Source organism: Rhodococcus sp. AH-ZY2 (assembly GCF_030916465.1).
GTDB lineage: Bacteria > Actinomycetota > Actinomycetes > Mycobacteriales > Mycobacteriaceae > Rhodococcus > Rhodococcus ruber.
In genome coordinates this window covers 2,535,639-2,559,917 of the sequence record NZ_CP126458.1, presented here as the reverse complement: position 1 = coordinate 2,559,917, position 24,279 = coordinate 2,535,639, and the positions used below count along the sequence as shown (strand labels likewise).

The following is a 24,279-nucleotide window of genomic DNA, read 5'->3' as shown; positions in this document are numbered from 1 at the left end:
CCCTAGCGGGATCCTCGGTCGTGTACGGACCGAGTGAGCCGGTCCGGCGCAGGTGCCGACCGGCCGCGCGGCGCGGACGCCTACAGTCGGACCCCGTGACCGTTCGCCGCCTGAATCCCGACGAGGTCGCCACGCTCGACGCGGCGCACCTGTGGCATCCCTACGGGGCCGTTCCCGCATCGACCGTGCCGCTCGTGGTCGACGAGGCCCACGGCACCCGGCTGCGGCTGGCCGACGGCCGGGAACTCGTCGACGGCATGAGCTCGTGGTGGGCCGCCGTGCACGGATACCGCCACCCCGCCCTCGACGCGGCGGTCACGCGCCAACTGGGGCGGATGAGCCACGTGATGTTCGGCGGGCTCACCCACGAGCCGGCCGCGCGGCTCGCGGAGCTGCTCGTGCGGATCACCCCCGACGGCCTGGACAAGGTCTTCCTCGCCGATTCCGGGTCGGTGTCGGTGGAGGTCGCGGTCAAGCTCGCCCTGCAGTACCAGCGCGCGGTGGGCCGGCCGGGCCGGCACCGGCTCATGACCTGGCGGGGCGGCTACCACGGTGACACGTTCGCGCCGATGAGCGTGTGCGACCCCGACGGCGGCATGCACTCGATGTGGACCGGCGTACTGCAGCGGCAGGTGTTCGCGCCGGCGCCGCCGCGCGAGTTCGACCCGGCGTACGTCGCCGAGTTCGAGGCCACGCTCGAGGCCCACACGGACGAGCTGGCCGCCGTGATCGTCGAGCCGGTGGTCCAGGGCGCGGGTGGCATGCGCTTCCACGACCCCCGCTACCTGACCGAGCTGCGCCGGATGTGCGACACCCATGGCCTGCTGTTGATCTTCGACGAGATCGCCACCGGGTTCGGTCGCACCGGGGAGCTGTTCGCCGCCGATCACGCGGCCGTCGCGCCGGACGTCATGTGCGTGGGCAAGGCGCTGACCGGCGGATATCTGACGCTGGCGGCGGTGCTGTGCACGTCGGCCGTCGCCGAGGCGGTCAGCGCGGGCGAGGGCGGCGGCATCATGCACGGCCCGACGTTCATGGGCAATCCGCTCGCGTGCGCGGTGGCCGTCGCTGCCGTGGAGCTGCTGCTCTCGCGCGACTGGCGCGGCGAGGTCGCCGCGCTCGGCGCCGGCCTCGAAGCGGGTCTGGCGCCGGCGCGGGAGCTGCCGGGCGTGGTGGACGCGCGGGTGCTCGGCGGCATCGGCGTGCTCGAACTGGACCGGCCCGTGGACATGCGCGCCGCGACGGCGGCCGCCGTCGCGTCCGGCGTGTGGCTGCGTCCGTTCCGCAACCTGATCTACGCGATGCCGCCGTACATCTGCACGGCCGACGACGTGCGGATGATCGCCGCGGGGATGTGCGCCGCCGCCCGGACCTGACCCCGCCGTGGGGTGCCGGACGAGCCGGGCACGCCGCCCGCATTCCGACTTGAACGGTGTTCAGGTATGGTCTGCGGGCATGACCGCCTTCGCCAGCCTGGATTGGCTCGACGACGTCGCCGACGCCCGGCGCGCGGCGGGCCTGCGCCGCACCCTGCATCCGCGCACCCCGGCGCCGGGCATCGTCGACCTCGCCTCCAACGACTACCTCGGTCTCGTCCGGCACCCCGAGGTCCTCGCCGCCGCGACCGCCGCGCTGCGCCGCTGGGGCGGTGGCGCCACCGGGTCCCGCCTCGTCACCGGCACCACGAGCGAGCACGAACTGCTCGAGCGTGAACTCGCGGAGTTCACCGGCGCCGAGTCCGGTCTCGTGTTCGCCAGCGGGTACGCCGCCAACCTCGGCGCCGTCACCGCCCTCGCCGACCGCGACACCCTGATCGTCTCCGACGCGGGCTGCCACGCGTCCCTGGTCGACGCGTGCCGGCTCTCCCGCGCACGGGTGCAGATCGCCCCGCACGCCGACGTCGACTTCGTGCGGACGGCGCTCGCGACCCGCACCGAGCGGCGTGCCCTCGTGCTCACCGACTCCGTCTTCAGCGCCGACGGGGACCTCGCGCCGCTGCAGCAACTGCATGCGGCGTGCCGGGCACACGACGCGCTGCTGCTCGTCGACGAGGCCCACGGGGTGGGGGTCCGGGGCGGGGGCGGTCGCGGACTCGTCCACGAGGCGGGTCTCGCCGGTGAGCCGGACGTCGTGGTCACTGCCACGCTCTCGAAGTCCCTCGCGTCGCAGGGCGGCGTGGTGCTCGCCGACGCCCGCGTCCGGGCCCACCTGATCGATGCCGCCCGCACCTTCATCTTCGACACCGGTCTCGCGCCCGCCGCCGTCGGCGCCGCCCGTGGTGCGCTGCGCGTGTTGCGTGACGAACCGCACCGGGCCCGAGCCGTGCTCGAGCGGGCCGCCGACCTGGCCCGGATCGCCGGGGTCGCCGCCCCCACGTCGGCGGTGGTGTCGGTGGTGCTCGGGGACCCGCAGGTCGCGTTCGACGCCGCGCAGGCGTGCCGCAGCCGGGGGGTCCACGTCGGATGCTTCCGGCCGCCGTCCGTTCCCGAGGGCACGTCCCGGCTGCGGCTGACGGCCCGCGCGAACCTGGACGCCGACGAACTCGCCCACATCGACGACGTCCTCACCGATGTGCTGTCCGGGGCACGGTCATGACGGTCCTGTGTGTGACCGGCACGTCCACCGACGTGGGCAAGACCGTCGTCACGGCGGCCTACGCCGCCGTGGCGGTGGCGGCGGGGCTGCGGGTCGCCGTATGCAAACCGGCACAGACCGGGGTGGCCGACGAGGCTCCCGGCGACCTCGCCGAGATCGCCCGGCTCACCGGGGGACGCGTGCACACCGTGGAACTGGCCCGCTACCCGGAGCCCCTGGCGCCGGACACCGCGGCGCGCCGCAGCGGCCGGCCCCTGCTGCACCTGCCCGTCGTCGTCGCCGCCGTACGCGAGCTCGCCGGCGCGCACGACCTGGTGCTCGTCGAGGGCGCCGGTGGGCTGCTCGTCCGGCTGGGCGAGGACGGATTCACCCTCGTCGACGTCGCCGCCGCGGTGAGCGCCCCGGCCGTGGTGGTGGCAGCCCCCGCCCTGGGGACCCTGAACCACAGCGCACTGACCGTCGCCGCGTTGCGGGCCGGCGGGGTCGAGTGCGCGGGCGTGGTGATCGGTGCGTGGCCGGAGCACCCGGGTCTGGCCGAGCGGTGCAATCTGCAGGATCTGCCCGGGGTCACCGGTGTGCCCCTCCTCGGGCGCCTCCCGGCGGGCAGCGGCGCCCTCGACGCGGTGTCCTTCGCCGACCAGGCCGCCCGCTGGCTGCCTGCCGACCGGCTCGGCCTGCCGGTTCGGCCCTGACACCTGTCCCCGCGGCGCCCGGCCGGGCGCACCGCCACGCTTCCCGCAGGTGAACGAATGTGCGAGGACGACGAGTTCGGGTAGGGTATCCGGTGCGGTTGAGACACCAGCCGTAGTGCCAGTGAGGACGCGTCCCGACGACGCGTCCCTACGTCAGTGCTACGCAGTGTTCGCCGCGTCCGGCGTCGACCGCTGCGTATCCCCGACCGAGGCAGACCGGAAGTCGGTGTAGGAGACAGCGCAAGCGATGAGGGTGCTCGATCACCAGCAGTGCGAGACGGCCCGCAGGCGGGCGGTCTCGCACTCCCACATTCTCGACGGCCCGTTCGGCCGGATCGCCGCGTCCTGGTTCGGGGCGCCGGTGCCGATCGTCGACGCCGACCGCATCCGGCTCGAGGCCGCCCACGGGCTGGGCGGGGCGCGGCAGATCCGCCGCGCTCCCGGCTCGTGCGCCGCACCGATCCTCTCCGACCGCCCGGTGGCCGACGCCCGCCTCGTCGCCGAACTTTCGGAATCGATTCTTGCACGGGCGCAGGACGACATCGCCCTGCTCACCGCAGGTATACCCCGTTGACTCCGACCCCCGGGATCGGACCCGCTATCGCACAGGAGGACAGTGTCTTGCATGATGGACAGATGAACGAAGCGACTTCCGAACAGCCGATCATGGCCGTTTCCCAGGCGTGGAGCGGCGACATCGCGGTGCTGTCGGTGGCCGGTGACGTGGATCTGGTCAGCGCCCCGCAGCTCGAGGAGGAAGCTGTCGCCACCCTCGGCAACGACAAGTGCCGGGGCCTGATCGTGGACCTCGGTGCAGTCAACTTCCTCGCGTCGGTCGGCATCGCCGTGCTGGTCGACCTGTCGAAGAAGACCGCCGGCACGACCCCCTACGCCGTCGTCGCGCAGGGTTCGGCCACCGCCCGGCCGCTGTCGCTGCTCGGCCTGGACGAGGTGTTCCCGATCCACAGCCGCCTGGACGAGGCGCTGGCCGCTCTGCAGGCCGACAAGGCCGGCACGGAGGCATGAACCGCCGCGGAGGCACGAGTCGGTCGGGTCGCGCCGGCTCGACCGGACCGGTGTGTCCGGGGTGGAAATCCGGCGGGGACCCGTCGACGACGAGGGAACGAGGATGCAGGCGCGAGGCGTAGCACCGGCCTTTCTGACGACGGGACTGTACTTCCGCGGCGTACGGGCCGAGGCCTCGCAGGTGACGATGCTGCGGCAGGCGCTCGACCGCTGGCTCAGCGGCTTGCGGCTCGCCGAGGTCGGCGGCCAGGACGTGCTGCTGGCCAGCTACGAGGCGCTCGCGAACGCCGTCGAGCACGCGTACACCGCGGATGACGGTGACGGCACGGTCGACCTCGAAGCGAAGTACTCGCCGCAGGACCGGTGTGTGGAGGTCGTCGTCACCGACCACGGGCACTGGCGGGGTTCGGCCACGCCGGCGGCCGATAGCTCCCGGGGGCACGGCCTGGCGCTGATCCGGAATCTGGCCTCGGATACCGACCTGGCCGTCAACCCCGACGGCACACAGGTGGCGATGCGCTGGCAGTTGCCGGGGGAGACCTCGGCGGCCACCGGCTGACGCGAGTCGCCCGGGCGGCACGCTGCCCACGAACGGATTCCGGCCCCGGCGCTTCGCGCGCCGGGGCCGGAATGCACTCCGGGAGAAGTCAGGCAGGCTGCGGGTGTCGGCGAAGGGCGGCGTCGCCGCCCGAGGCGAACACCGAGGTGCATACGGTCCCGAGGGGGACCGGGACGTCCCGGGCCGGCGAGGTCCCCGCACCGACCGGCAGGTCGTGCTCGGCGAGTGCCTCGAGGATCCGTGCGGGGGCGTCGTGCACGCAGACGCACGGAACGCCTGCGGCGCGCACGGACTGCATCGTCATCGCCTCGGCCGCGGAGCACGCGCCGTCGAGCACCTCCTCGGCGACGATCGCGCACACCACCCGGCCTCCGGCGAAGGTATCGGTGAGTCCGAATCCGTGCTCACGTGCCCACGTCCGCAACTCGGCCCCACGGGCGCCGTCGAGCACCCGGGAGCAGTCGCCGACGATCAGCAGTTCGCCGGCCGATCCCCCCTCGATCGATCCTGAAGTCATCTGATCCCCTGCTTTCCGCATCGACGTCCTCGACCTCATGCGCGCCCGGTGCCCGCCGACTGCTCGTCGGTGCGTGGTTCGGCGAACATCGCCTCGATACGGCGCTTGATCTCCTCGGTGCTCATGGCCGAGCCGGCAGTGGCCGAGGCGCGGCGGGAGGCGGCGGAGGCGAACAAGGTGGTCTGCATGACGTTTCTCTGTCCTAACTCTCTTCAGCGCGTGCTGCTTTCACAGTGGCATCCAAGTCTTCCCGGAGCACAGGTTTTCGAAACCTGTAGCAGAGATTTCACATTTCCTGGTCCGTTCTGTCCGGATCCGGCTCGGCATCCCGTTCGGTCACGGCCCGTGCGCGTCGATACCCGGATTCGCCTGCGAGGCCGCGCGAATGTCGTACTGTGATAGCTGTCACACAGAGTCGGCAGGTGTCGACGTGCCGACCGACCTCTCGGAGGTACGAATGTCCACCACCGAAATGCAGGAACTGCACCGCACCATCGGTCACCTGCGGCACTGCCTGACCTCGCTCCGGTCGCGGTACGGCGACGCCGCCGCCGTACGTCGTCTGGTCAACGACGTGGACCGGCTCGACATCGACGCGCAGGACCTGGCGGCCTCCCCGCCGCGGGAGGCGTCCCGGCCGGTCGGCGAGCGGATCCCGATCCCCGACACCCCGTACGACGAGATCTTCCGCGGCGTCGACTGCGACGACGAGGGGCTCGGCGGCCTGCACGGCTCGCGGTGAGCGCGCCCGCGGCAGGCACCGGCGTGCGCTCCGCGACGCGGGCCCGGATCGCGGCGCGCACGCTACGCACCGACCGGTGGTGGCAGCCGCCCCTGCTCACCACACTCGGACTGGCCGTCTTCGTCGTCTACGCGACGATCCGGTCGTTCGTGCGCACCGCGTACTGGGTGGAGGAGTACCACTACCTCACGCCGTTCTACTCCCCGTGCGTCAGCGCGTCGTGCGTGCCCGGTGCCCGGCACTTCGGCACGTGGGTGGGTGAACTGCCCATGTGGATCCCCCTGGCGTTCCTGTCGCTGCCGTTCCTGCTCGGGTTCCGGCTGACGTGCTACTACTACCGCAAGGCCTACTACCGCTCGATCTGGCTGGCGCCGCCGGCCTGCGCCGTCGCCGAGCCGCACGCCCGGTACACGGGGGAGACGCGGTTGCCGCTGCTGATCCAGAACTCGCACCGCTACTTCTTCTACGTCGCGCTCGTCATCTCGGCGATCAACACCTACGACGCGATCCTCGCGTTCCACGGTGCCGGGGGCGGGTTCGGGTTCGGGCTCGGCAACATCGTCCTGGTGGTGAACGTCGTGCTGCTGTGGGCATACACCGTCTCGTGCCACTCGTGCCGGCACGTCACCGGCGGCCGGCTCAAACACTTCTCGAAACACCCGCTGCGCTACCGGGTCTGGACGTTCGTTTCCAGGCTCAACACCCGGCACATGCAGCTGGCGTGGACCACGCTGGGCACCCTGATGATCACGGATTTCTACATCATGCTCGTGGCGAGCGGCACGGTTTCGGACCTGCGGTTCGTCGGCTGAGCCACGACGCCGGCCCGGGCGCCTGCCGCGGGCGGTTCGGCAGCAGAGGAGGACTGGATGGCGGACGTCGAACGGCACAGCTACGACGTGGTGGTCATCGGCGCGGGCGGGGCGGGGCTGCGTGCCGTCATCGAGGCGCGTCAGCGCGGACTGCGGGTCGCAGTCGTGTGCAAGTCGCTGTTCGGCAAGGCACACACCGTCATGGCGGAAGGCGGGTGCGCCGCCGCGATGGGCAACGCCAACCCGCACGACTCGTGGCAGGTGCACTTCCAGGACACCATGCGCGGAGGGAAGTTCCTCAACAACTGGCGCATGGCCGAGTTGCATGCGCGCGAGGCCCCCGACCGGGTGTGGGAACTCGAGACCTACGGTGCGTTGTTCGACCGCACCCCCGACGGCCGGATCAGCCAGCGCAACTTCGGCGGTCACACCTACCCCCGGCTCGCGCACGTCGGCGACCGTACCGGGCTCGAGCTGATCCGCACGATGCAGCAGAAGATCGTGTCGCTCCAGCAGGAGGACTACGCCGCCACCGGCGACTACGACGCGCGGGTGCGGGTGTTCGCCGAGTGCACCGTCACCGAACTGCTGAAGGACGGCGAGGGCCGCATCGCCGGTGCGTTCGGGTACTGGCGCGAGTCCGGCCGGTTCGTGCTGTTCGAGGCCCCCGCCGTCGTCCTCGCCACCGGCGGGATCGGCAAGTCCTGGAAGGTCACGTCGAATTCGTGGGAGTACACCGGCGACGGTCATGCGCTCGCGCTGCGGGCCGGGGCCGCCCTGATCAACATGGAGTTCGTCCAGTTCCACCCCACCGGGATGGTGTGGCCGCCCAGCGTCAAGGGCATCCTCGTCACCGAGGGGGTACGCGGTGACGGTGGGGTGCTGAAGAACTCCGAGAACGAACGGTTCATGTTCTCCTACATTCCGCCGGTGTTCAAAGGTCAGTACGCCGAGACGGAGGAGGAGGCCGACCGCTGGTACACCGACCAGGAGAACAATCGCCGCACCCCGGACCTGCTGCCGCGCGACGAGGTGGCCCGCGCCATCAATTCCGAGGTCAAGGCCGGTCGTGGCACCCCGCACGGCGGGGTGTTCCTCGACATCGCCTCACGCATGCCCGCCGAGGAGATCGTCCGGCGGCTGCCGTCGATGCACCACCAGTTCAAGGAACTCGCCGACGTCGACATCACCGCCGAGGCGATGGAGGTCGGCCCCACCTGCCACTACGTGATGGGCGGGATCGAGGTCGATCCCGAGACCGGGGCCGCGTCCGTGCCCGGCCTGTTCGCCGCCGGCGAGTGCTCGGGCGGGATGCACGGATCGAACCGGCTCGGCGGCAACTCCCTGTCGGACCTGCTGGTGTTCGGCCGGCGCGCCGGTCTCGGCGCCGCCGACTACGTGCAGGGCCTCGGGCACCGTCCACGCCTCGCGGACGCGGACGTCGTCGCGGCGGCGCGTACGGCGCTGGCGCCCTTCGATCCCGCCGAGCCCGCGACGGCGGAGAACCCGTACACCCTGCACACCGGGTTGCAGCAGTGCATGCAGGACCTGGTGGGCATCATCCGGCGCGCGGACGAGATCGCCCGCGCCCTCGACGATCTCGCTGCGTTGCGGGCACGGATCCGCAACGTCGCCGTGGAGGGGCACCGGCAGTTCAATCCCGGCTGGCACCTCGCCCTGGATCTGCGCAACATGCTGCTCGTGAGCGAGTGCGTGGCCCGGGCGGCGTTGCTGCGCACCGAGAGCCGGGGCGGGCATACCCGCGACGACCACCCGTCGATGGATCCGAACTGGCGCCGGACGCTGCTGGTGTGTCGCACGGACGACGGCGACGGCTCGATCCCGGATGTCACCGTCGCGCCCGAACGTCAGGTGCCCATGCGTCCGGACCTGTTGGCGCTGTTCGATGTCGAGGAACTCGCCAAGTACTACACCGACGACGAACTCGCGGAACATCCGGGACGGAGGCCGTAGCCATGGGCTACCGAGCGGCATTCAGGATCTGGCGCGGCGACGACGGGGGCGGCGAACTGCGCGACTACACCGTCGAGGTGAACGAGGGGGAGGTCGTTCTCGACATCGTCCACCGGCTGCAGGCCACCCAGGCTCCCGACCTGGCGGTGCGATGGAACTGCAAGGCGGGCAAGTGCGGGTCCTGCTCGGCGGAGGTCAACGGCCGTCCGCGGCTGCTGTGTATGACCCGGATGTCGGTCTTCGCGGAGGACGAGGTGGTCACCGTGACCCCGCTGCGCACCTTCCCGGTGATCCGGGACCTGGTCACCGATGTGTCCTTCAACTACGCCAAGGCCCGGGAGATCCCGGCGTTCGCGCCCCCACCCGACCTGGCGCCGGGGGAGTACCGGATGCGGCAGATCGACGTGCAGCGGTCGCAGGAGTTCCGCAAGTGCATCGAGTGCTTCCTGTGCCAGAACGTCTGCCACGTGGTGCGCGACCACGAGGAGAACAAGGAGGCGTTCGCCGGACCCCGGTACCTGATGCGGATCGCCGAACTCGAGATGCATCCGCTCGACGTGGCCGACCGGCGCACCGCCGCCCAGGAAGAGCACGGACTGGGGCTGTGCAACATCACCAAGTGCTGCACCGAGGTGTGCCCGGAGAACATCCACATCACGGACAACGCGCTGATCCCGATGAAGGAACGCGTCGTCGACCGTCGCTACGACCCGATCGTCTGGCTCGGAAACAAGCTGTTCCGGCGCTGACCGGTCCGGCCGAATGTCACATGCGTTCAGTTGAACCGCACCGGTGTGACATTCGGTCCGGGCGCCTCGGCGCCGCCCGCGTGCACCCGGGTGCGGATGCCGTCGACGAACAGGGTCAGGCCGAAATCGAAGCGCACGGCCGGATCCCCGTCGAGCAGGTCGTCGTCCGAACCGGCCGCGGTCTCGGTGGCGACGTCGGGGGAGACGGGCTTGCGGGTCAGCGCCCCGAGTTCGGCGAGTTGCAGGCGGGACTGTTCGTCGACGGTGTGGCCGAGGACGTAGTGCAGCAGCGCGTATCCGGCGAGCTCGGCGTGCGCCCGGGACAACCGGGCCCGGAGCCCCGCCGCGACGAATGCCTCGCGCACTCGCGCAGTGGTCAGGCGCGACGCGTAGGTCGCGGCGACGAGTTCCGCGCCGTCTCGGTGCGCGAGCAGTGCGGCGCGGAAGCGATGCGCGAGTTCGCTGAGGGCGCCGTCCCACGTGGACGCGGTGGGCGGGGCCGCGACGCCGTCGAGGATGCGGTCGGCCATCGCCCCGAGCAGGGTCTGCTTGTTCGGGAAGTGCCAGTACAGGGCCCCGGGCTGGACGCCGAGCGAGGTGGCGAGCTTCCGCATCGTCAGGTCGCCGAGCCCGTACTCGTCGAGGATCGCCATCGCGCCGTCGAGGACGTCGCCGCGTCGCAACTGCACCGTTCGCTCCCGTCTGGTTCCCGAGCATCCGTCGCGTTGACAGTAGACCACCGTCACCCTAGCCTGAACGTCGTTCAAGTGAACGGTGTTCAAGTGTGCCGCGACCCGCATCCTCCAGGAGACTCCCGTGACCCAGGCCCCCGCCCGTGCCGACATCCTCGCCCTCGCCCGCGAACAGGTCCTGGGGCGTGGCGAGGGACTCGACCGCGAGCAGGTGCTCGAGGTGCTGCGGCTGCCCGACGACCGGCTCGAGGACCTGCTCGGCCTGGCCCACGAGGTCCGCATGACCTGGTGCGGCCCCGAGGTCGAGGTGGAGGGCATCATCAGCCTCAAGACCGGCGGCTGCCCCGAGGACTGCCACTTCTGCTCCCAGTCGGGACTGTTCGCCTCCCCGGTCCGCTCGGCGTGGCTCGACATCCCCAGCCTCGTCGAGGCCGCCAAGCAGACGGCCAAGACCGGCGCGACCGAGTTCTGCATCGTCGCCGCCGTCCGAGGGCCCGACGCGCGTCTGATGGCTCAGGTCGCCGCCGGTGTCGAAGCGATCCGCAACGAGGTCGACATCCAGGTGGCGTGTTCGCTCGGCATGCTCACCCGGGAGCAGGTCGACCAGCTCGCCGCGATGGGAGTGCACCGCTACAACCACAACCTCGAGACCGCCCGCTCGTTCTTCCCCCAGGTCGTCACCACCCACACCTGGGAGGAGCGGTGGGAGACGCTGCGGATGGTCCGTGAGGCCGGGATGGAGGTGTGCTGCGGCGGCATCCTGGGCATGGGGGAGACGCTCGAGCAGCGCGCCGAATTCGCCGCCGACCTGGCCGCCCTCGAACCCGACGAGGTGCCCCTGAACTTCCTCAACCCGCGCCCGGGCACCCCGTTCGGGGACCTCGAGGTCCTGCCGGCGGCGGAGGCGCTCAAGGCCGTTGCCGCCTTCCGGCTCGCGCTGCCGCGCACCATCCTGCGCTTCGCCGGCGGCCGCGAGATCACCCTCGGCGACCTCGGCGCCAAGCAGGGCATCCTCGGCGGCATCAACGCCGTCATCGTCGGCAACTACCTCACCACCCTCGGCCGGCCCGCCGAGTCCGACCTCGACCTGCTCGGCGAGCTGAAGATGCCGATCAAGGCGCTCGGCGAGACCTTCTAGGAGGCCGGTGTGTTCAATCCGTTCACCGGCCGGCCCGTGGACGAGGGCGCCCCGGTCCCGGCCGCGGCCCGGCTCGGTCTCGAACCGCCCCGGTTCTGCGAGCAGTGCGGACGGCGGATGATCGTGCAGATCGCCCCCGACGGCTGGTGGGCCCGGTGCTCACGGCACGGGATGCTCGATTCGAGCCTGACCGAACGTCGCTGAGACGGGGGCCGGCCGCCGGCGGGCACGGTCGCAGCGCGTCCGCCGGCGGCCGGACCCGGCTCAGTCGAGGATGGCGGTCGCTTCGACTTCGACGAGCACATCCGGCTCGAACAGGTAGTCCACGCCGACGAGGGAGGCCGGCGGCACCGGCACGGGCAGCCCGATCTCCTCGGCGACCTGTTCGAGGCCCGCCATGAAGTCGGTGATCTTCTCCGGTGCCCAGTTCGTGACGTAGAAGGTCAGCCGCAGGACGTCGCCGAACCCCGCCCCCGCACCGGCCAGTCCGGTTGCGGTGTTCCGCAACGCCTGGGCGACCTGTCCCGCCAGATCGCCGGGTGAGACGGGGGTGCCGTCCGCGAGCCGGGCGATCTGGCCGGCGACGTGGACATGGCGGGTGCCCGTGCCGACGGCGACGTGGTGGTACGGGGTGGGCTGGGTCATGCCTTCGGGGGTCAGGTATCGAACGGTCATGGGGTGCTCCTCGCTCATCGATCCGAACAGGTATCACAGTGATACTTGGTCTCCGAAGGTCACTTCAACGAGACTAGGTGTCGTGCGCGATACCACCTCGGACGCCCTCGGTGCACTCACGGTCACCGCACCGCATCGTGAGCTGCTCGATCAGATCCTCGACAAGTGGTCGTTGGCGGTGTGCAACGAGCTGTGCGAGCGTCCGAGCCGGTTCAACGAGCTGCGGCGCGCGATCCCCGCCGTGACGCAGAAGTCGCTGACCGCGACCCTGCGTCGACTCGAACGCAACGGCATCGTCGAGCGCACGCTCCTCAGTTCCCGCCCGGTCGCGGTCGAATACCGGATGACCCCGCTCGGTAAGACGCTCCGCCCGCCGGTCGACGTCCTCCTCGCGTGGGCCGACGCGCACCTGCCCGAAATCGACGCCGCCCGCGCGCGCTTCGATGCGGAGTCGGACCTCGCCTGAGGCGCCGCGTCCGGGGCTCGCGGAATCGGGGTGCGCGCGAACTCCGGGTGCGATCCGGGCGCTGTGCGGCGGGCCAGGGCGGATCACCCCGGGTGCTGACCCCCGCCCCGCCGGGTCCACCCGGGCGCCGGCACCGGTCAACCCGGCGGGCGCAGGGCGGCGAACTCGTCGGTGACGCGCAGGCGCGACTCGGTGAAGCGGAACAGCGCGGGAGGCCGGCCGCCGGCCCGGCCGGACGGCGCGGTGGTGCCGGTGGGGGTCAGGACGTCGCGCCGCTTGAGCACGCGCTGCAGGTTCGTGGCGTCCACCTGGTATCCGAGTGCCGCGCAGTAGATCTCGCGCAACGTGGACATGGCGAACTCGGCCGGGGCCAGCCCGAAGGCGATGTTGGTGTACGACAGCTTGGCGGCCAGGCGGGTGCGCGCGTTCTCGACCATGATCCCGTGGTCGAAGGACATCGCCGGCAGGTCCGAGACGGGATGCCAGGCGGTGTCCCCGGGTAGCCGGGGATCGGAGGTGATCGGCACCAGCCCGAGGTACGTCGAGGCGATCGTGCGCGGTCCCGGCACGCGGTGCGGATCGGAGAACACCGAGAGCTGCTCGAGGTGCGCCACCTCGCGCACGTCGACCTTCTCGGCCAGCTGGCGGCGCGCGGAGGTGGTGAGGTCCTCGTCGTCGCGGAGGCGGCCTCCGGGCAGCGACCAGGTGCCCGCCTGCGGGTCGAGGGCACGCTGCCACAGCAGCACTCCGAGCTCGGTCTTCGTGCCCCCGTGGGTGTCCGGGAATCGGCGGACCTGGAACACGACGATGAGCACTTCGTGAAGGGTGCTACCATGTGTCATGTTTTCGATCCTAAGTCGAAAACCACCGAATACGGAAATCCGGGCACAGCCCGCCCGGTGCACGGCGAAGGAGCAGGCCATGACCACTACGACGTGGGCGGGCGCACAGACCCCGATCCAGGACGGACCCGCCGGTTACACGGGCGTCGAGGCGACCCCGGAATGGGCCCAGGAGGTCCGGCGACTGGCGCGTGAGCGCAACGCCACGTTGCTGGCGCACAACTACCAGCTGCCCGCCATCCAGGACGTTGCCGACCACGTCGGCGACTCCCTCGCCCTCTCGCGCATCGCCGCCGAGGCCGAGGAGGACACCATCGTCTTCTGCGGCGTGCACTTCATGGCCGAGACCGCGAAGATCCTCAGTCCCACCAAGACGGTCCTCATCCCCGACGAGCGGGCCGGCTGCTCGCTCGCGGACTCGATCACCGCCGAGCAGTTGCGCGAATGGAAGGCCGATCATCCCGACGCGGTCGTCGTGTCGTACGTCAACACCACCGCCGAGGTCAAGGGCCTGACCGACATCTGCTGCACCTCCTCGAACGCGGTCGACGTCGTCGCCTCCATCGACCCCGACCGCGAGGTGCTCTTCCTGCCCGACCAATTCCTCGGCGCCCACGTCAAGCGCGTGACCGGCCGGCAGAACATGCACATCTGGGCGGGCGAATGCCACGTGCACGCCGGGATCAACGGCGACGAACTCGCCGCCAAGTCCAAGGCGCACCCCGACGCCGAGTTGTTCGTCCACCCCGAGTGCGGCTGCGCGACGTCCGCGCTGTACCTCGCGGGCGAGGGCTTCGTCGCCGACGACAAGGTCAAGATCCTGTCGACCGGCGGCATGCTCGACGCGGCCCGCGCCACCGGCGCGAAGCAGGTTCTCGTCGCCACCGAGGTGGGCATGCTGCACCAGCTGCGCAAGGCCGCACCCGGAGTCGACTTCCAGGCCGTCAACGACCGCGCGTCCTGCCCCTACATGAAGATGATCACCCCGGCCGCGTTGCTGCGCTGCCTGCAGGAGGGCAAGGACGAGGTCCACGTCGACCCGGCCGTCGCCGAGCGGGCGCGGCAGTCGGTGCAGCGGATGATCGCCATCGGCAACCCCGGCGGCGGGGAGTGATCATGTCCTCCGGTGTCGGCGCGGCCCGAGCGGAGCGGCAGGACACGATCCGCTGGGAGGCCCGCGCCGACCTCGTGGTGGTCGGGGGCGGCGTGGCCGGCCTCACCGCCGCCCGCGCCGCGTCCCGGCGCGGACTGCGGGTACTGACCGTCAGCAAGGGCGGCCCCACCGACACCGCCACCCAGTACGCGCAGGGCGGCATCGCCGTCGTCGCCCCGGGCCCGGCGGATTCCGTGGACGCCCACGTCGCCGACACGTGCGCCGCCGGTGCCGGTCTGTGCGACGAGGCGGCCGTGCGGTCCATCGTCTCCGGCGGCCAGGATGCCGTCGCCGCGCTCACCGACCTCGGCGCCGTGTTCGACCGCGGCCGCGACGGCGGCATCGCCCGCACCCGCGAGGGCGGGCACAGCACCCGGCGCATCATCCACGCCGGCGGCGACGCCACCGGCGCCGAGATCCAGCGTGCCCTGGGCGCCGCCGGCCTGCCGGTGCTCTTCGGGGCCGCCGCCGCCCGCGTCCTCACCGACGACGGTGGAGTCACCGGGCTGCTCGTCCTCGACGGCCGGGGCCTCGGTGTCGTCCACGCCCCGGCCGTGCTGCTGGCCACCGGCGGTCTCGGGCAGCTGTACGCGTGCAGCACCAACCCGGCCGGCGCCACCGCCGACGGGATCGCGCTGGCGCTGGACGCCGGCGCCGCCGTCGCCGACCTCGAGTTCGTGCAGTTCCACCCGACCGTGCTGTTCGCGGCCGGATCCGTCGGCCGCCGCCCACTCGTCAGCGAGGCCGTGCGCGGCGAGGGCGCACGCCTCGTGGACAGCGCCGGCCGCTCGGTCACCGCCGGAGCGCATCCCCTCGGCGACCTCGCACCGCGCGACGTCGTCTCCCGTGCCATCGCCACCCGGCTCGCCGAACTCGGCGACGACCACGTCCTGCTCGATGCGCGGCACCTGGAGGGATTCGCGCGGCGGTTCCCGACCGTCACGGCCTCCCTCGCGCAGGTGGGCCTGGACCCGGCTCGGGACCTGATCCCCGTCGCCCCGGCCGCGCACTACTCGTGCGGTGGGGTCGTCACCGACGTGTACGGCCGCACCGGCGTTCCGGGGCTGTACGCGGCGGGCGAGGTCGCCCGCACCGGCCTGCACGGGGGCAACCGGCTCGCCTCCAACAGCCTGCTCGAGGGCCTCGTCGTCGGCGAACGCGCCGGCGTGGCAGCGGCCGAGGAGCGCGGGGGACTGCGCGTCGAGACCGCCGACGCCGACCTGCCGGCGCGGCCCCGCGCGCCCCGGGCGGCGTTGCAGCAGCTGATGACCCGGCACGCCTCCGTCGTCCGCGATGCGGCCGGACTCGCCGTCGCCGGGGCGAACCTCGCTTCCGCCCCGACCGACCGGTGCGCCGACGCGCCGGCACTCGAGGACGCCGCGCTCACCGTCGCGGCCCGGGCCCTGACCCTCGCGGCCGGCGCCCGGACCGAGAGCCGCGGATGCCACACCCGTTCGGACCATCCCGGCACCGACCCCGCCCAGCGTCGCAGCCTCGAGACGCGGCTCGATGCGGACGGCGAGATCACGCTGCACACACCACAACTCACAGGAGCGCACTGAATGGCCAGTACCGAGCTGCCCGCCGGACTCGATCGGGACGAGACGCTCGCGCTGGTGCGCGTCGCCCTCGACGAGGACCTGCGCTACGGCCCGGATGTGACCACCGACGCCACGGTGCCCGCCGATGCCGTGGCCACGGCATCGGTGGTGCCGCGCAGCCCCGGCACCGTCGCCGGGATCGACATCGGTCTGCTGGTGCTCGACGAGGTCCTCGGCGCCGGCACCTACGAGGTGCTCGACCGTGCCGTCGACGGGCACCGCGCCGAGGCGGGGGAGACCGTCCTGACGGTGCAGGCACCCACCCGGGGCCTGCTCACCGCCGAGCGCACCATGCTGAACCTGATGTGTCACCTGTCCGGCATCGCCACGGCCACCGCTCGGTGGGTGGACGCCGTCGCCGGCACCGACGCGAAGATCCGCGACAGCCGCAAGACCCTGCCCGGCCTGCGCGCGCTGCAGAAGTACGCGGTGCGGGTCGGTGGTGGGGTCAACCACCGGATGGGTCTCGGCGACGCCGCGCTGATCAAGGACAACCACGTCGTCGCCGCCGGTTCGGTCGTCGCGGCGCTGCGGGCCGTGCGGGCCCAGGTCCCCGGCCTCGAGTGCGAGGTGGAGGTCGACAGCCTCGAGCAGTTCGACGAGGTGCTCGCCGAGAACGTCGAGCTGATCCTGCTCGACAACTTCCCGCTGTGGCAGACGCAGATCGCGGTGCAGCGGCGTAACACCCACGCGCCGCGGACTCGGCTCGAGTCCTCCGGGGGCCTGACCCTCGACGTGGCCGCGGACTACGCCCGCACCGGCGTCGACTACCTCGCCGTCGGCGCGTTGACCCATTCGGTGAGCGTCCTCGACCTCGGTCTCGACATGTGACGCCACGCCGCGCCGCGCGTGGCGCCGGCCGCGCCGATCGCGTACAACTGGCTACGTATCCGCCGCCGTGAGGCACCTCACGGCGGCGGCGCGCGTCCGGCGGGTCACAGGGGGCCCACCACGAACGAGTTCCCCGGCGGGGGAGCGGAGAGAGTTCGCATGCGTCTGCCGATGGCACCGACCGACTCGATGTTCCTGCTCGGCGAGTCGCGCGAACATCCCATGCATGTCGGGGGACTGATCCTGCTGCAGCCGCCGCCGGGCGGCGACGCCCGTACCCTGCGCACCTTGTTCGACGCGGCCCTCGCCCGTGACGACGTGGCGTCCCTGTGGCGCCGACGAGCCGTCCGCTCGCTCACCACCTTCGGGATGTGGGCGTGGGAGGACGATCCGCACTTCGATCTCGAGTACCACGTCCGGCGCGACGCGCTGCCGCAGCCCGGCGGGAACGCCGAACTGCGCGCGCTGGTGTCCCGGCTGCACAGCACCCTGCTCGACCGCAGCCGGCCGCTGTGGGAGATGCACCTGATCGAGGGTCTCGCCGACGGCCGGTACGCGATCTACACGAAGATCCACCACGCCCTCGCCGACGGGGTCGGTGCCATGCGGCTGCTGCACCGGGCCCTGAGCGCCGACCCGGACCGCACCGACATGCCGGCGCCCTGGTCGCCCTTCCCGTCCCCGGACCCGGTGCACTCCGCGGTGGGGACCGCGCTCGACCTGCCGGGCGTGACGGTGCGCGCCGTGCGCGGCGTGATCGGCGAGGCCGTCGGGATGGTGCCCGCCGTGGTCGGGACCGTGGACCGGGCCCTGCGGGGCCGCGGTGGCGCGATGTCGCTCGCGGCGCCGCGCACGATGTTCAACGTCTCCATCGCCGGTGGCCGCCGCTTCGCCGCGCACGACTGGTCGCTGGTGCGGCTGCGGCGCGTCGCCGAGGCGGCCCGCGCCACCGTCAACGATGTCGTTCTCGCGATGTCCGCGGGAGCACTGCGCGCCTATCTGCTCGAACACGAGGCCCTGCCCGACGATTCGCTCGTCGCGATGGTGCCGGTCTCGCTGCGGCGGGAGAAGACCACCGAGGGCGGCAACGACGTCGGCGTCCTGATGTGCCCGCTGGCGACCCACCTCGACGACTCGGCGGCGCGCCTGCTCGCCGTCAGGGACGCGATGGTCGACGGCAAGCAGTCCCTGCGGGGCCGCTCCCAGACGGCGCTGCTCACCGTGAGTGCCCTGGGCATGGCACCGCTTGCGGTGGGGGTGCTCACCGGCAACCGGGCCGTGGTCCGCCCGCCGTTCAACGTGATCGTCTCCAACGTGCCCGGCCCGACCGAGCCGCTGTACTGGAACGGTGCCCGCGTCGACGCCCTGTACCCGCTGTCGGTGCCGGTCGACGGGCAGGCCCTCAACATCACCTGCACCAGCACCGACGACCGGATCGCCTTCGGTCTGACCTCGTGCAGCCGCAGCGTCCCGCGGCTCGATCGTCTCCTCGGGCACCTCGACGACGAACTCACCGCACTCGAACGCGCCTTCGGGGTGCCGGCCGCCGGCCACGATCGGTCGGGCTAGGCTCGCCGGCGTGACTTCCTTCGAGCCCGCCGTCGTCGCGGCCGTGACCCGGCACATGAACGACGACCACGCCGACGACAACCTGCTGGTGGTCCGTGCGTTCGCCGAACCCACGGCAGACGTCGCGCGCATGACCGGCGTGCACACCGAGTTCGGCGAGTGGGTCGCCGAGGTGGGCGGCACCGAGACGACGGTGCGGGTGCCGTGGCTCGAACCCGTCGCCGACCGGGCGGGGATCCGTACCGCGGTCGTCGCCCTGTATCACGCCGCGTGCGAGCGGCTCGGCGTGCCGCCGCGACAGCACTGACCGGACGCTAGGCCGCGGTGGCCGTGCGGCGCACGGTGGCGAGGAACGCGGCGGCAGCGAAGAACAGCCCGGAGAACACCCGGCCGGTGAGGCGCTGCTGGTGTGGCGAGCGCATCAGCGTCAGCACCCGTGCCGCCAGACCCGTGTATCCGGTCATGACGATCATGTCGACGGTCACCATGGTCGCCGCGATGATCAGGTACTGCTGCAGCAGCGGAGCCCCGGGATCGAGGAACTGCGGCAGTACGGCCAGCATGAACACCACAGCCTTCGGGTTGCTCGCGTTGATCAGGAAGCCGCGGGCCACCAGGACCGGTGCCGAGCCGAGACCCGGCGCCGCGTCGGGGGTGACCTCGGTGGGCCGCGTGCGCCACTGGCGCACTCCCAGATAGACGAGGTAGGCGACGCCGAACCACTTGATCACCGTGAAGGCGGCGGCGGATCCGGCGAGGATCGCGCCGACGCCGGCGGCGACCACGACGATCTGCAGCAGCAGGCCGAGTTGCAGTCCGACGATGTTCCACCAGCCGCGCCGCAACCCGTGGGCGAGGCCCGAGGACATCGATGCGATGGCGCCGGCGCCGGGGGAGAGGCTGATCATCCAGGACGCGCCGAGCAGGGCCACCCAGGTCTGCCAGGTCATCCCGCCATGCTACGACCGGGCCGGGCGGGTCATCTCGGCACCGGTGCCGGCACCGGCACCGGCCAGGGCTCGCCGGTGACGGCCCGGTAGGCGGCGACCCCGTCGGTCGGGCGGCGCATCAGATCCGGATCGGTGCGCACGTCGACGGTGTAGAGGCCGAAACGTGGTGTGTAGCTTCCCCACTCGTAGTTGTCGGTGATCGACCAGTAGTTGTATCCGAAGACGGGGGCGCCGTCGGCCGCGGCTCGGCGCACCCGGTCGACGTGCTCACGCAGGTGTCGCGCCCGGGTCCAGCCGTCGGCGCGGGGCGCCCCGTCGGCGGTGGGCATTCCGTTCTCCACCACGTACAGCGGCAGCCCGGGGTAACGGTGGGTGTAGTGCATCAGCGCCTCGTACATCCCGTCGGGATGCGGAACGATCGAGGCGAAGTCGTCGGTGAGCGCGTGGATCGCGCTCGGGTTGTCCACCGTGGCGCCGTAGTAGTAGTCCAGGCCGAGGAAGTCGAGGGTGTCGCGGACCCGGTCGACGAACAGCGTGTCGAGTCCGGTCTGGACGCCGGGTATGTATGCGGTGTTCGACGTCACGCGCGCCCCCGGATCCAGTTCGTGGATCCGGGCATAGACGGCGCGGTGCGCGACGACCAGGGCGTCGAACATGCGCGGGACGTCGCCGGCGGTGAGCCCGCCGAAGGCGAGTTCCTTCTGGACGTAGATGGTCGGTTCGTTGATCGTCACCCACATCACCCCCTGCCCGGCGTACCGGGCGACGACCCGCTCGGCGTTGGCGAGCCACGCCTCGATCGTGGCGGGATCGCGCCAGCCGCCGCGGTCGGCGATCCAGCCGGGGTACACCCAGTGGTCGAGGGTGATCATCGGGATCATGCCGTGCCCGCGCACCGCCGCGACCACGTCGTCGTAGTAGCGCAGTTCGGTCTCGTCCCAGTCGTGTGGGGTGGGTTGGATGCGGGACCACTCGACCGAGAACCGGAACACGTCCACCCCGAGGCCTGCGGCGGCGGCGATGTCCTCCCGGTAGCGGTGCCGGAAATCCACCGACGTGCCGACAGGTTCGCGGGTGCGGCCCGCCGCGGCGTATCGGGTCCAGTTGCTGTCCGGCGGTGAGCCTTCGGACTGGAAGCCCGAACTCGACACGCCCCACAGGAACCCGTCGGCCGGGGCGTGGGCGGGCGCCGCCGGCGCCGCCGCGGCGGGGGTTGCGACGACGGCCAGTACCACCGCCACCGCGGCCGCCGCGACCGCGGCCGCCCGGACTGCGGTGGCGGAGATCCTCATCGGGAGTGCGCGGCGATCCGGGCAGCGAGCCGTGGCCACAGGTCGGCGAGGGCGCGCCGGCCGACGAACAACCCGAGGTGCCCGGCATCGACCTCGTGCACCGTGATGTCACCCGCGGGGGTGCGCACCTGGTCGGCGAGGGCGAGGACCTGTCCCGGTGGCACCACGAGGTCGTGTCGACCGAGGACGATGTGCACGGGGCACTCGACGGCGGTCAGGTCCACCGTGCCGGCAGCGGTGGTGACGGCGCCGGCGACAAGGTCGTTGCCGATGAACAGGTGCTCGAGGATCCACGTCCGGAACGCCGCAGGGATCTCCTGCCGCCAGAGGAACCACCGGCGTTCCTCGATCGCCTGGGCGAGGGTCTCGGGGTCGTCGAGCAGACCCAGCAGTTCGAGGCTGCGCTCGATCTCGCTCACCGGGTCGGTGGGCAGCACCCCGAACAGCCGGCCGGTGTCGTACCACAGGTTCAGCACGGACGTGGACACCGCGCGGGGCAGGTGGTCGAAGGCGACGGCAGCGGGACGGTCGGCGTGGAAGTCGATCGGCGCCCCCGCGACGGTGAGGCTGTGCACGGTCTGCGGGTGCAGGGCGGTGTGCATCGCCGCGAGCCAGCCGCCCTGGCTGCCGCCGATCAGGTTGACCCGACCGCCGAGCAGGTCGACGGCCTCGGCGAGGACGGCGAGATGGTCGTCGAGGGAGGCGCTGTCGGTGGCCGGACCGGCGGGGGCCCAGTCCAGGCAGTACAGCCGTGTCAGCCCGCCGCCGCGCAGGGCCTGGACCTGACTGCGGTCGGAGGAGAGATCGACGATGCACGAGTGCGACCCGGACTGCGGCGGCAGCAGCAGGGTGGGTACGGCTTCCGGTTCCGGGGCGTCGGGGTCGCTGCAGTCACGCAGCCGGGCGAGCGGCCAGGAGTGTGCGACGGGCCACGGATGCGCCCAGTGCGGCGGTTCGCGGTCGGTGAGCGCCCGCCACCAGTCGGCGATGTCGGTCGCGACGTCGAGTGGATGCGCGCCGCGCCGGGTCAGGGTGGCCAGGTAGCTGCTCCAACCGGCGATCGCCGCCGCCCCCAGACGGAACGGGGCGGCGGCGATCGCGACGGTCTGCAGGGCATCCATGGGGTTCATTGAACCGGCGCCCGGTGTGGTGGTACGGCTTCTCCGTCGTGATCGCGACGGAAAAGACGCACAATCGATCACTTGAGGAGATCGCGGGCGGTGGTGGTGACCGTGGCGGTCAGCTCCCGGGCGAAGGAGACCTGCGCCTTGGTGAGGTCCTCGACCCAGCCGACGGGGCTGGCGGAGGCGAGCTTCTCCTGCAGGTCGAGCAGGCTCGACACGGCGCGCTCGTAGGTATCGACGGTCAGGTTGCCGCTCTGCTTGGCGGCGTCGACGACCTTGTCGTTGAACTCGCTCAGGCGGGCGGCGCTGTCGTCGAGGGCCTTGGTGAACTCGGCGGTGGCCTGGTTGGCGGCGGCGGTGGCCGACTCGGCGATCTTCTGAGCGGCGGCGGTGGCGTCCGCGGTGGCCTTGGCAGCGGCCTCGTTGGCCTTGGCGGCGTCGGCGGTGGTCTTGGCGACGGCGGCGTCGACCGGGGTCTTGGCGGTGGTCATGGCGTTCCTTCCGTTCGAGTGTGCGACAGCGCCTCGGAGGACGCTGTTAGCAGGTTAGCAGGATGATTGCTAACGGGCAAGTCCTCAGCTGAAGACGTACGTACCCGGAGCATCCTCGAGCGGGGGATGGGCGGTACTCCCCATGGCCGGCGGCGCCACCAGTTCCCCGGCGCGCTTGTTCGACCACGCCGTCCAGTCCTCCCACCACGAGTGCTCGTAGCGGGTGGCGGCCTCGTCCCAGACCTGCGGATCCGCGGGCAGGGGGGTGCCGGACTCGGCGTCCGGCGCGCCGACGGCCTTGAACCACACCCGCTTGCCCGGGGGGTTCACCGCACCGGCGACGTGCCCGCCGTTGGTGAGCACGTAGCGCACGTCGCCCCCGAGCAGGTTCACCGCCTGGTACGACGACGTCCAGGGCACGATGTGGTCGTTGATCGCGCCGACGACATAGGTGTCACACGCGATGTCGTGCAGGTTCAGCGGCTGTCCGTCGAGCACGTAGAGGCCCTCGGCGAGCTCGTTGCGGCCGTAGAGCGACCGGAGGTAGTGCGAGTGCATCTCCGCGGGCATGCTCGTGCTGTCCTCGTTCCACGCGAGGATGTCGAAGGCCGCCGGCTTCTCGCCCTTCATCCACCGCGAGACCCAGTAGTTGAAGACGAGGTCCTTCGCGCGGATCATGTCGAAGCTGCCGGCCATCTCCTTGCCGGACAGGAAGCCCTGCTGCCGCATCCGGAACTCGACGAGGTCCAGCGTCGCCGGGTCGGTCAGCAGACCCAGTTCCCCGACCTGGCTGTAGTCGAGCAGCGTGTTGAGCATCGTGAAGGCGCTCACGCGCTTGTCGCCGACGGCGAACGCGCGCGCGGCGGCCATCGCGGCCATCGCGCCGCCGAGGCAGATGGAGAGCACCTCGATCTTCGGCGAGCCGGTGATCTCCTCGACCACGTCCAGCGCAGTGGCGATGCCGTCGACGTAGTAGTCGTCCATCGTGATGTGCCGCATCGACTCGTCCGGGTTCCGGTACGAGATCATGAACACGGTTCGGCCGTGCTGGACCGCCCATTCGGCGAGGCTCCGGCCGGGCGCGAGGTCGAGGATGTAGTACTTGTTGATCCAGGGCGGTGCGGCCAGGATCGGCACCGCGTGCACCTGCTCGGTCTGCGGCGCGTACTGGATCAGCTCGATCAGGTCGTTGCGGAAGACCACCTTGCCGGGTGTGGCCGCGAGGTTCTCGCCGACGGTGAACGCGTCCGAATCCACCTTCAACGGCAGGCCGCCGCGGTTGAGGATGTCGTGCGCGGCGTAGCGGGCGCCGCGCAGCAGGCTCGCCCCGCCGGTCTCGAAGGCGCGGGTGAGCACACCGGGATTCCACAGGAAGTTCGACGGCGCCAACGCGTCGAACATCAGGTTCGCGAACTGGCGTGCCTTACCGTCCTGCAGCGGATCGCCGGAGCCGGCCTCGGTGAGTTCCTCGACGTAGGCCCGCGTGGCCAGGTAGCTCTGCAGGAGCGAGAAGTACGCGGGGTTCTCCTGCCACGCGGTGTCGGAGAAGCGGCGGTCCCGCGGGTCGACCGGCATCGGTGCGTCGGGATCGTTCGCGTTGAACACGCGGGTGGCCGCGGCCGGGATCTTCGCCAGCCGGCCCGCGTACTCCGCCGTCGCGGCGGTGACGGCCTGAGGGTTGCGGACCGCGCGTCCGGCCACCGACGTCACTGCGGGACCCCAGCCGATCGGGTCCAGGGTCGACTTCAACTTCTTGTGCACGTGGTCGAGCAAGGGACATCTCCAGACG

28 protein-coding genes are annotated in these 24,279 nt (G+C 71.6%); 18 read left to right on the top strand and 10 right to left on the bottom strand.

Features of this window, described 5'->3' with window-relative positions:
* Positions 1-95: 95 nt before the first annotated feature.
* The 6 genes from QNA09_RS12785 to QNA09_RS12760 all read left to right on the top strand — a co-directional run bounded on the left by QNA09_RS12785 (position 96) and on the right by QNA09_RS12760 (position 4,872).
* Positions 96-1,376 carry an adenosylmethionine--8-amino-7-oxononanoate transaminase gene (locus QNA09_RS12785; RefSeq protein ID WP_017681408.1) on the top strand — a complete coding sequence of 427 codons (1,281 nt, stop codon included), beginning with the start codon at positions 96-98 and terminating at the stop codon, positions 1,374-1,376.
* Between the two features lie 79 nt (positions 1,377-1,455).
* Positions 1,456-2,595 carry an 8-amino-7-oxononanoate synthase gene (locus tag QNA09_RS12780; RefSeq protein WP_017681409.1) on the top strand — a complete coding sequence of 380 codons (1,140 nt, stop codon included), beginning with the start codon at positions 1,456-1,458 and terminating at the stop codon, positions 2,593-2,595.
* Complete coding sequence (bioD, locus tag QNA09_RS12775; RefSeq protein ID WP_017681410.1) at positions 2,592-3,287, top strand: dethiobiotin synthase; 696 nt, start codon at positions 2,592-2,594, stop codon at positions 3,285-3,287. The genes QNA09_RS12780 and bioD overlap by 4 nt, the downstream gene beginning before the upstream one ends.
* A 247-nt stretch (positions 3,288-3,534) precedes the next feature.
* Entirely contained in the window at positions 3,535-3,861 is a 327-nt protein-coding gene (locus QNA09_RS12770) for a hypothetical protein (protein WP_010595237.1), read from the top strand.
* A gap of 62 nt (positions 3,862-3,923) precedes the next feature.
* Entirely contained in the window at positions 3,924-4,313 is a 390-nt protein-coding gene (locus tag QNA09_RS12765; RefSeq protein WP_003935836.1) for an STAS domain-containing protein, read from the top strand.
* 103 nt (positions 4,314-4,416) lie between these two features.
* The gene (locus tag QNA09_RS12760) at positions 4,417-4,872 is read left to right on the top strand and encodes an ATP-binding protein (RefSeq protein ID WP_051059605.1); all 456 of its coding nucleotides are present in this window, start codon (positions 4,417-4,419) and stop codon (positions 4,870-4,872) included.
* Positions 4,873-4,960: 88 nt separating this feature from the next.
* On the opposite strand, the gene QNA09_RS12755 is transcribed toward QNA09_RS12760, so the two are convergent.
* Together QNA09_RS12755 and QNA09_RS12750 are read right to left on the bottom strand one after the other, a co-directional pair.
* Positions 4,961-5,389, bottom strand: coding sequence for a hypothetical protein (locus QNA09_RS12755; RefSeq protein ID WP_010595239.1), 429 nt, complete (start codon positions 5,387-5,389; stop codon positions 4,961-4,963).
* Positions 5,390-5,424: 35 nt separating this feature from the next.
* On the bottom strand, positions 5,425-5,577 hold the full coding sequence (locus QNA09_RS12750; RefSeq protein ID WP_017681412.1) for a hypothetical protein: 153 nt from the start codon (positions 5,575-5,577) through the stop codon (positions 5,425-5,427).
* Between the two features lie 269 nt (positions 5,578-5,846).
* Here QNA09_RS12750 and QNA09_RS12745 point away from each other — a divergent pair, with 269 nt between their 5' ends.
* Genes QNA09_RS12745 through QNA09_RS12730 form a run of 4 tightly spaced genes read left to right on the top strand, consistent with a single transcriptional unit; the run spans position 5,847 to position 9,666 of the window.
* Positions 5,847-6,131 (top strand): hypothetical protein, encoded by a 285-nt coding sequence (locus QNA09_RS12745; protein ID WP_003935832.1) that lies wholly within the window; start codon positions 5,847-5,849, stop codon positions 6,129-6,131.
* On the top strand, positions 6,128-6,943 hold the full coding sequence (locus QNA09_RS12740) for a hypothetical protein (protein ID WP_010595241.1): 816 nt from the start codon (positions 6,128-6,130) through the stop codon (positions 6,941-6,943). Before QNA09_RS12745 ends, QNA09_RS12740 begins: the two co-directional genes overlap by 4 nt.
* 57 nt (positions 6,944-7,000) lie before the next feature.
* Complete coding sequence (locus tag QNA09_RS12735; RefSeq protein WP_017681413.1) at positions 7,001-8,917, top strand: fumarate reductase/succinate dehydrogenase flavoprotein subunit; 1,917 nt, start codon at positions 7,001-7,003, stop codon at positions 8,915-8,917.
* A 2-nt stretch (positions 8,918-8,919) separates the two neighbouring features.
* Positions 8,920-9,666 carry a succinate dehydrogenase/fumarate reductase iron-sulfur subunit gene (locus QNA09_RS12730; RefSeq protein WP_010595243.1) on the top strand — a complete coding sequence of 249 codons (747 nt, stop codon included), beginning with the start codon at positions 8,920-8,922 and terminating at the stop codon, positions 9,664-9,666.
* A gap of 26 nt (positions 9,667-9,692) precedes the next feature.
* Here QNA09_RS12730 and QNA09_RS12725 read toward each other — a convergent pair whose 3' ends face one another.
* Positions 9,693-10,355, bottom strand: coding sequence for a TetR/AcrR family transcriptional regulator C-terminal domain-containing protein (locus tag QNA09_RS12725; protein WP_040272579.1), 663 nt, complete (start codon positions 10,353-10,355; stop codon positions 9,693-9,695).
* Positions 10,356-10,482: 127 nt separating this feature from the next.
* On the opposite strand from QNA09_RS12725, the gene bioB reads away from it, so the two are divergent.
* Both bioB and QNA09_RS12715 read left to right on the top strand, forming a co-directional pair.
* Entirely contained in the window at positions 10,483-11,496 is a 1,014-nt protein-coding gene (gene bioB / locus QNA09_RS12720; protein WP_026137926.1) for a biotin synthase BioB, read from the top strand.
* 9 nt (positions 11,497-11,505) lie between these two features.
* Positions 11,506-11,700 (top strand): hypothetical protein, encoded by a 195-nt coding sequence (locus QNA09_RS12715; RefSeq protein ID WP_003935826.1) that lies wholly within the window; start codon positions 11,506-11,508, stop codon positions 11,698-11,700.
* A gap of 60 nt (positions 11,701-11,760) precedes the next feature.
* Here the strand turns inward: QNA09_RS12715 and QNA09_RS12710 are convergent, their stop codons facing one another.
* The gene (locus QNA09_RS12710) at positions 11,761-12,171 is read right to left on the bottom strand and encodes a RidA family protein (RefSeq protein ID WP_017681416.1); all 411 of its coding nucleotides are present in this window, start codon (positions 12,169-12,171) and stop codon (positions 11,761-11,763) included.
* An 82-nt stretch (positions 12,172-12,253) separates the two neighbouring features.
* Here QNA09_RS12710 and QNA09_RS12705 point away from each other — a divergent pair, with 82 nt between their 5' ends.
* Entirely contained in the window at positions 12,254-12,637 is a 384-nt protein-coding gene (locus QNA09_RS12705) for a helix-turn-helix domain-containing protein (protein ID WP_010595247.1), read from the top strand.
* A gap of 137 nt (positions 12,638-12,774) precedes the next feature.
* Here the strand turns inward: QNA09_RS12705 and QNA09_RS12700 are convergent, their stop codons facing one another.
* Positions 12,775-13,479 carry an NUDIX domain-containing protein gene (locus QNA09_RS12700; protein WP_010595248.1) on the bottom strand — a complete coding sequence of 235 codons (705 nt, stop codon included), beginning with the start codon at positions 13,477-13,479 and terminating at the stop codon, positions 12,775-12,777.
* Positions 13,480-13,558: 79 nt separating this feature from the next.
* Here QNA09_RS12700 and nadA point away from each other — a divergent pair, with 79 nt between their 5' ends.
* The 5 genes from nadA (at position 13,559) to QNA09_RS12675 (ending at position 18,940) form a co-directional block, all read left to right on the top strand.
* Complete coding sequence (gene nadA, locus QNA09_RS12695) at positions 13,559-14,593, top strand: quinolinate synthase NadA (RefSeq protein ID WP_048771020.1); 1,035 nt, start codon at positions 13,559-13,561, stop codon at positions 14,591-14,593.
* A gap of 2 nt (positions 14,594-14,595) precedes the next feature.
* Complete coding sequence (locus QNA09_RS12690; RefSeq protein ID WP_191902789.1) at positions 14,596-16,194, top strand: L-aspartate oxidase; 1,599 nt, start codon at positions 14,596-14,598, stop codon at positions 16,192-16,194.
* The gene (gene nadC / locus QNA09_RS12685; RefSeq protein WP_248957263.1) at positions 16,195-17,064 is read left to right on the top strand and encodes a carboxylating nicotinate-nucleotide diphosphorylase; all 870 of its coding nucleotides are present in this window, start codon (positions 16,195-16,197) and stop codon (positions 17,062-17,064) included.
* A gap of 159 nt (positions 17,065-17,223) precedes the next feature.
* Positions 17,224-18,633: a wax ester/triacylglycerol synthase family O-acyltransferase gene (locus QNA09_RS12680; RefSeq protein WP_248957262.1), complete on the top strand. Its 1,410-nt coding sequence runs from the start codon at positions 17,224-17,226 to the stop codon at positions 18,631-18,633.
* Positions 18,634-18,643: 10 nt separating this feature from the next.
* Positions 18,644-18,940 carry a DUF2470 domain-containing protein gene (locus QNA09_RS12675; protein ID WP_010595253.1) on the top strand — a complete coding sequence of 99 codons (297 nt, stop codon included), beginning with the start codon at positions 18,644-18,646 and terminating at the stop codon, positions 18,938-18,940.
* 7 nt (positions 18,941-18,947) lie between these two features.
* Here QNA09_RS12675 and QNA09_RS12670 read toward each other — a convergent pair whose 3' ends face one another.
* The 5 genes from QNA09_RS12670 to QNA09_RS12650 form a co-directional block, all read right to left on the bottom strand.
* A complete protein-coding gene (locus QNA09_RS12670; protein WP_040272571.1) occupies positions 18,948-19,583 on the bottom strand; it encodes a LysE family transporter in 636 nt (211 codons plus the stop codon).
* Between the two features lie 29 nt (positions 19,584-19,612).
* A complete protein-coding gene (locus QNA09_RS12665) occupies positions 19,613-20,875 on the bottom strand; it encodes a family 1 glycosylhydrolase (RefSeq protein ID WP_059174644.1) in 1,263 nt (420 codons plus the stop codon).
* A complete protein-coding gene (locus QNA09_RS12660) occupies positions 20,872-21,996 on the bottom strand; it encodes a DUF3141 domain-containing protein (protein ID WP_026137928.1) in 1,125 nt (374 codons plus the stop codon). The genes QNA09_RS12665 and QNA09_RS12660 overlap by 4 nt, the downstream gene beginning before the upstream one ends.
* A 77-nt stretch (positions 21,997-22,073) precedes the next feature.
* Positions 22,074-22,490, bottom strand: coding sequence for a hypothetical protein (locus QNA09_RS12655; protein ID WP_010595257.1), 417 nt, complete (start codon positions 22,488-22,490; stop codon positions 22,074-22,076).
* 84 nt (positions 22,491-22,574) lie between these two features.
* Positions 22,575-24,263: an alpha/beta hydrolase gene (locus tag QNA09_RS12650; RefSeq protein ID WP_017681423.1), complete on the bottom strand. Its 1,689-nt coding sequence runs from the start codon at positions 24,261-24,263 to the stop codon at positions 22,575-22,577.
* Positions 24,264-24,279 lie beyond the last annotated feature (16 nt).

Bases quoted from the DNA above. Each gene is read 5' to 3' on its own strand.
- QNA09_RS12660 (WP_026137928.1), bottom strand. From the start codon at position 21,996: ATGGATGCCCTGCAGACCGTCGCGATCGCCGCCGCCCCGTTCCGTCTG.
- QNA09_RS12680 (WP_248957262.1), top strand. From the start codon at position 17,224: ATGCGTCTGCCGATGGCACCGACCGACTCGATGTTCCTGCTCGGCGAG.
- QNA09_RS12730 (WP_010595243.1), top strand. From the start codon at position 8,920: ATGGGCTACCGAGCGGCATTCAGGATCTGGCGCGGCGACGACGGGGGC.
- QNA09_RS12770 (WP_010595237.1), top strand. From the start codon at position 3,535: ATGAGGGTGCTCGATCACCAGCAGTGCGAGACGGCCCGCAGGCGGGCG.
- bioD (WP_017681410.1), top strand. From the start codon at position 2,592: ATGACGGTCCTGTGTGTGACCGGCACGTCCACCGACGTGGGCAAGACC.
- QNA09_RS12745 (WP_003935832.1), top strand. From the start codon at position 5,847: ATGTCCACCACCGAAATGCAGGAACTGCACCGCACCATCGGTCACCTG.
- QNA09_RS12755 (WP_010595239.1), bottom strand. From the start codon at position 5,389: ATGACTTCAGGATCGATCGAGGGGGGATCGGCCGGCGAACTGCTGATC.
- QNA09_RS12665 (WP_059174644.1), bottom strand. From the start codon at position 20,875: ATGAGGATCTCCGCCACCGCAGTCCGGGCGGCCGCGGTCGCGGCGGCC.
- nadC (WP_248957263.1), top strand. From the start codon at position 16,195: ATGGCCAGTACCGAGCTGCCCGCCGGACTCGATCGGGACGAGACGCTC.
- QNA09_RS12700 (WP_010595248.1), bottom strand. From the start codon at position 13,479: ATGACACATGGTAGCACCCTTCACGAAGTGCTCATCGTCGTGTTCCAG.
- QNA09_RS12690 (WP_191902789.1), top strand. From the start codon at position 14,596: ATGTCCTCCGGTGTCGGCGCGGCCCGAGCGGAGCGGCAGGACACGATC.
- QNA09_RS12670 (WP_040272571.1), bottom strand. From the start codon at position 19,583: ATGACCTGGCAGACCTGGGTGGCCCTGCTCGGCGCGTCCTGGATGATC.
- QNA09_RS12765 (WP_003935836.1), top strand. From the start codon at position 3,924: ATGAACGAAGCGACTTCCGAACAGCCGATCATGGCCGTTTCCCAGGCG.
- nadA (WP_048771020.1), top strand. From the start codon at position 13,559: ATGACCACTACGACGTGGGCGGGCGCACAGACCCCGATCCAGGACGGA.
- QNA09_RS12655 (WP_010595257.1), bottom strand. From the start codon at position 22,490: ATGACCACCGCCAAGACCCCGGTCGACGCCGCCGTCGCCAAGACCACC.
- QNA09_RS12750 (WP_017681412.1), bottom strand. From the start codon at position 5,577: ATGCAGACCACCTTGTTCGCCTCCGCCGCCTCCCGCCGCGCCTCGGCC.
- QNA09_RS12760 (WP_051059605.1), top strand. From the start codon at position 4,417: ATGCAGGCGCGAGGCGTAGCACCGGCCTTTCTGACGACGGGACTGTAC.
- QNA09_RS12735 (WP_017681413.1), top strand. From the start codon at position 7,001: ATGGCGGACGTCGAACGGCACAGCTACGACGTGGTGGTCATCGGCGCG.
- QNA09_RS12780 (WP_017681409.1), top strand. From the start codon at position 1,456: ATGACCGCCTTCGCCAGCCTGGATTGGCTCGACGACGTCGCCGACGCC.
- QNA09_RS12710 (WP_017681416.1), bottom strand. From the start codon at position 12,171: ATGACCGTTCGATACCTGACCCCCGAAGGCATGACCCAGCCCACCCCG.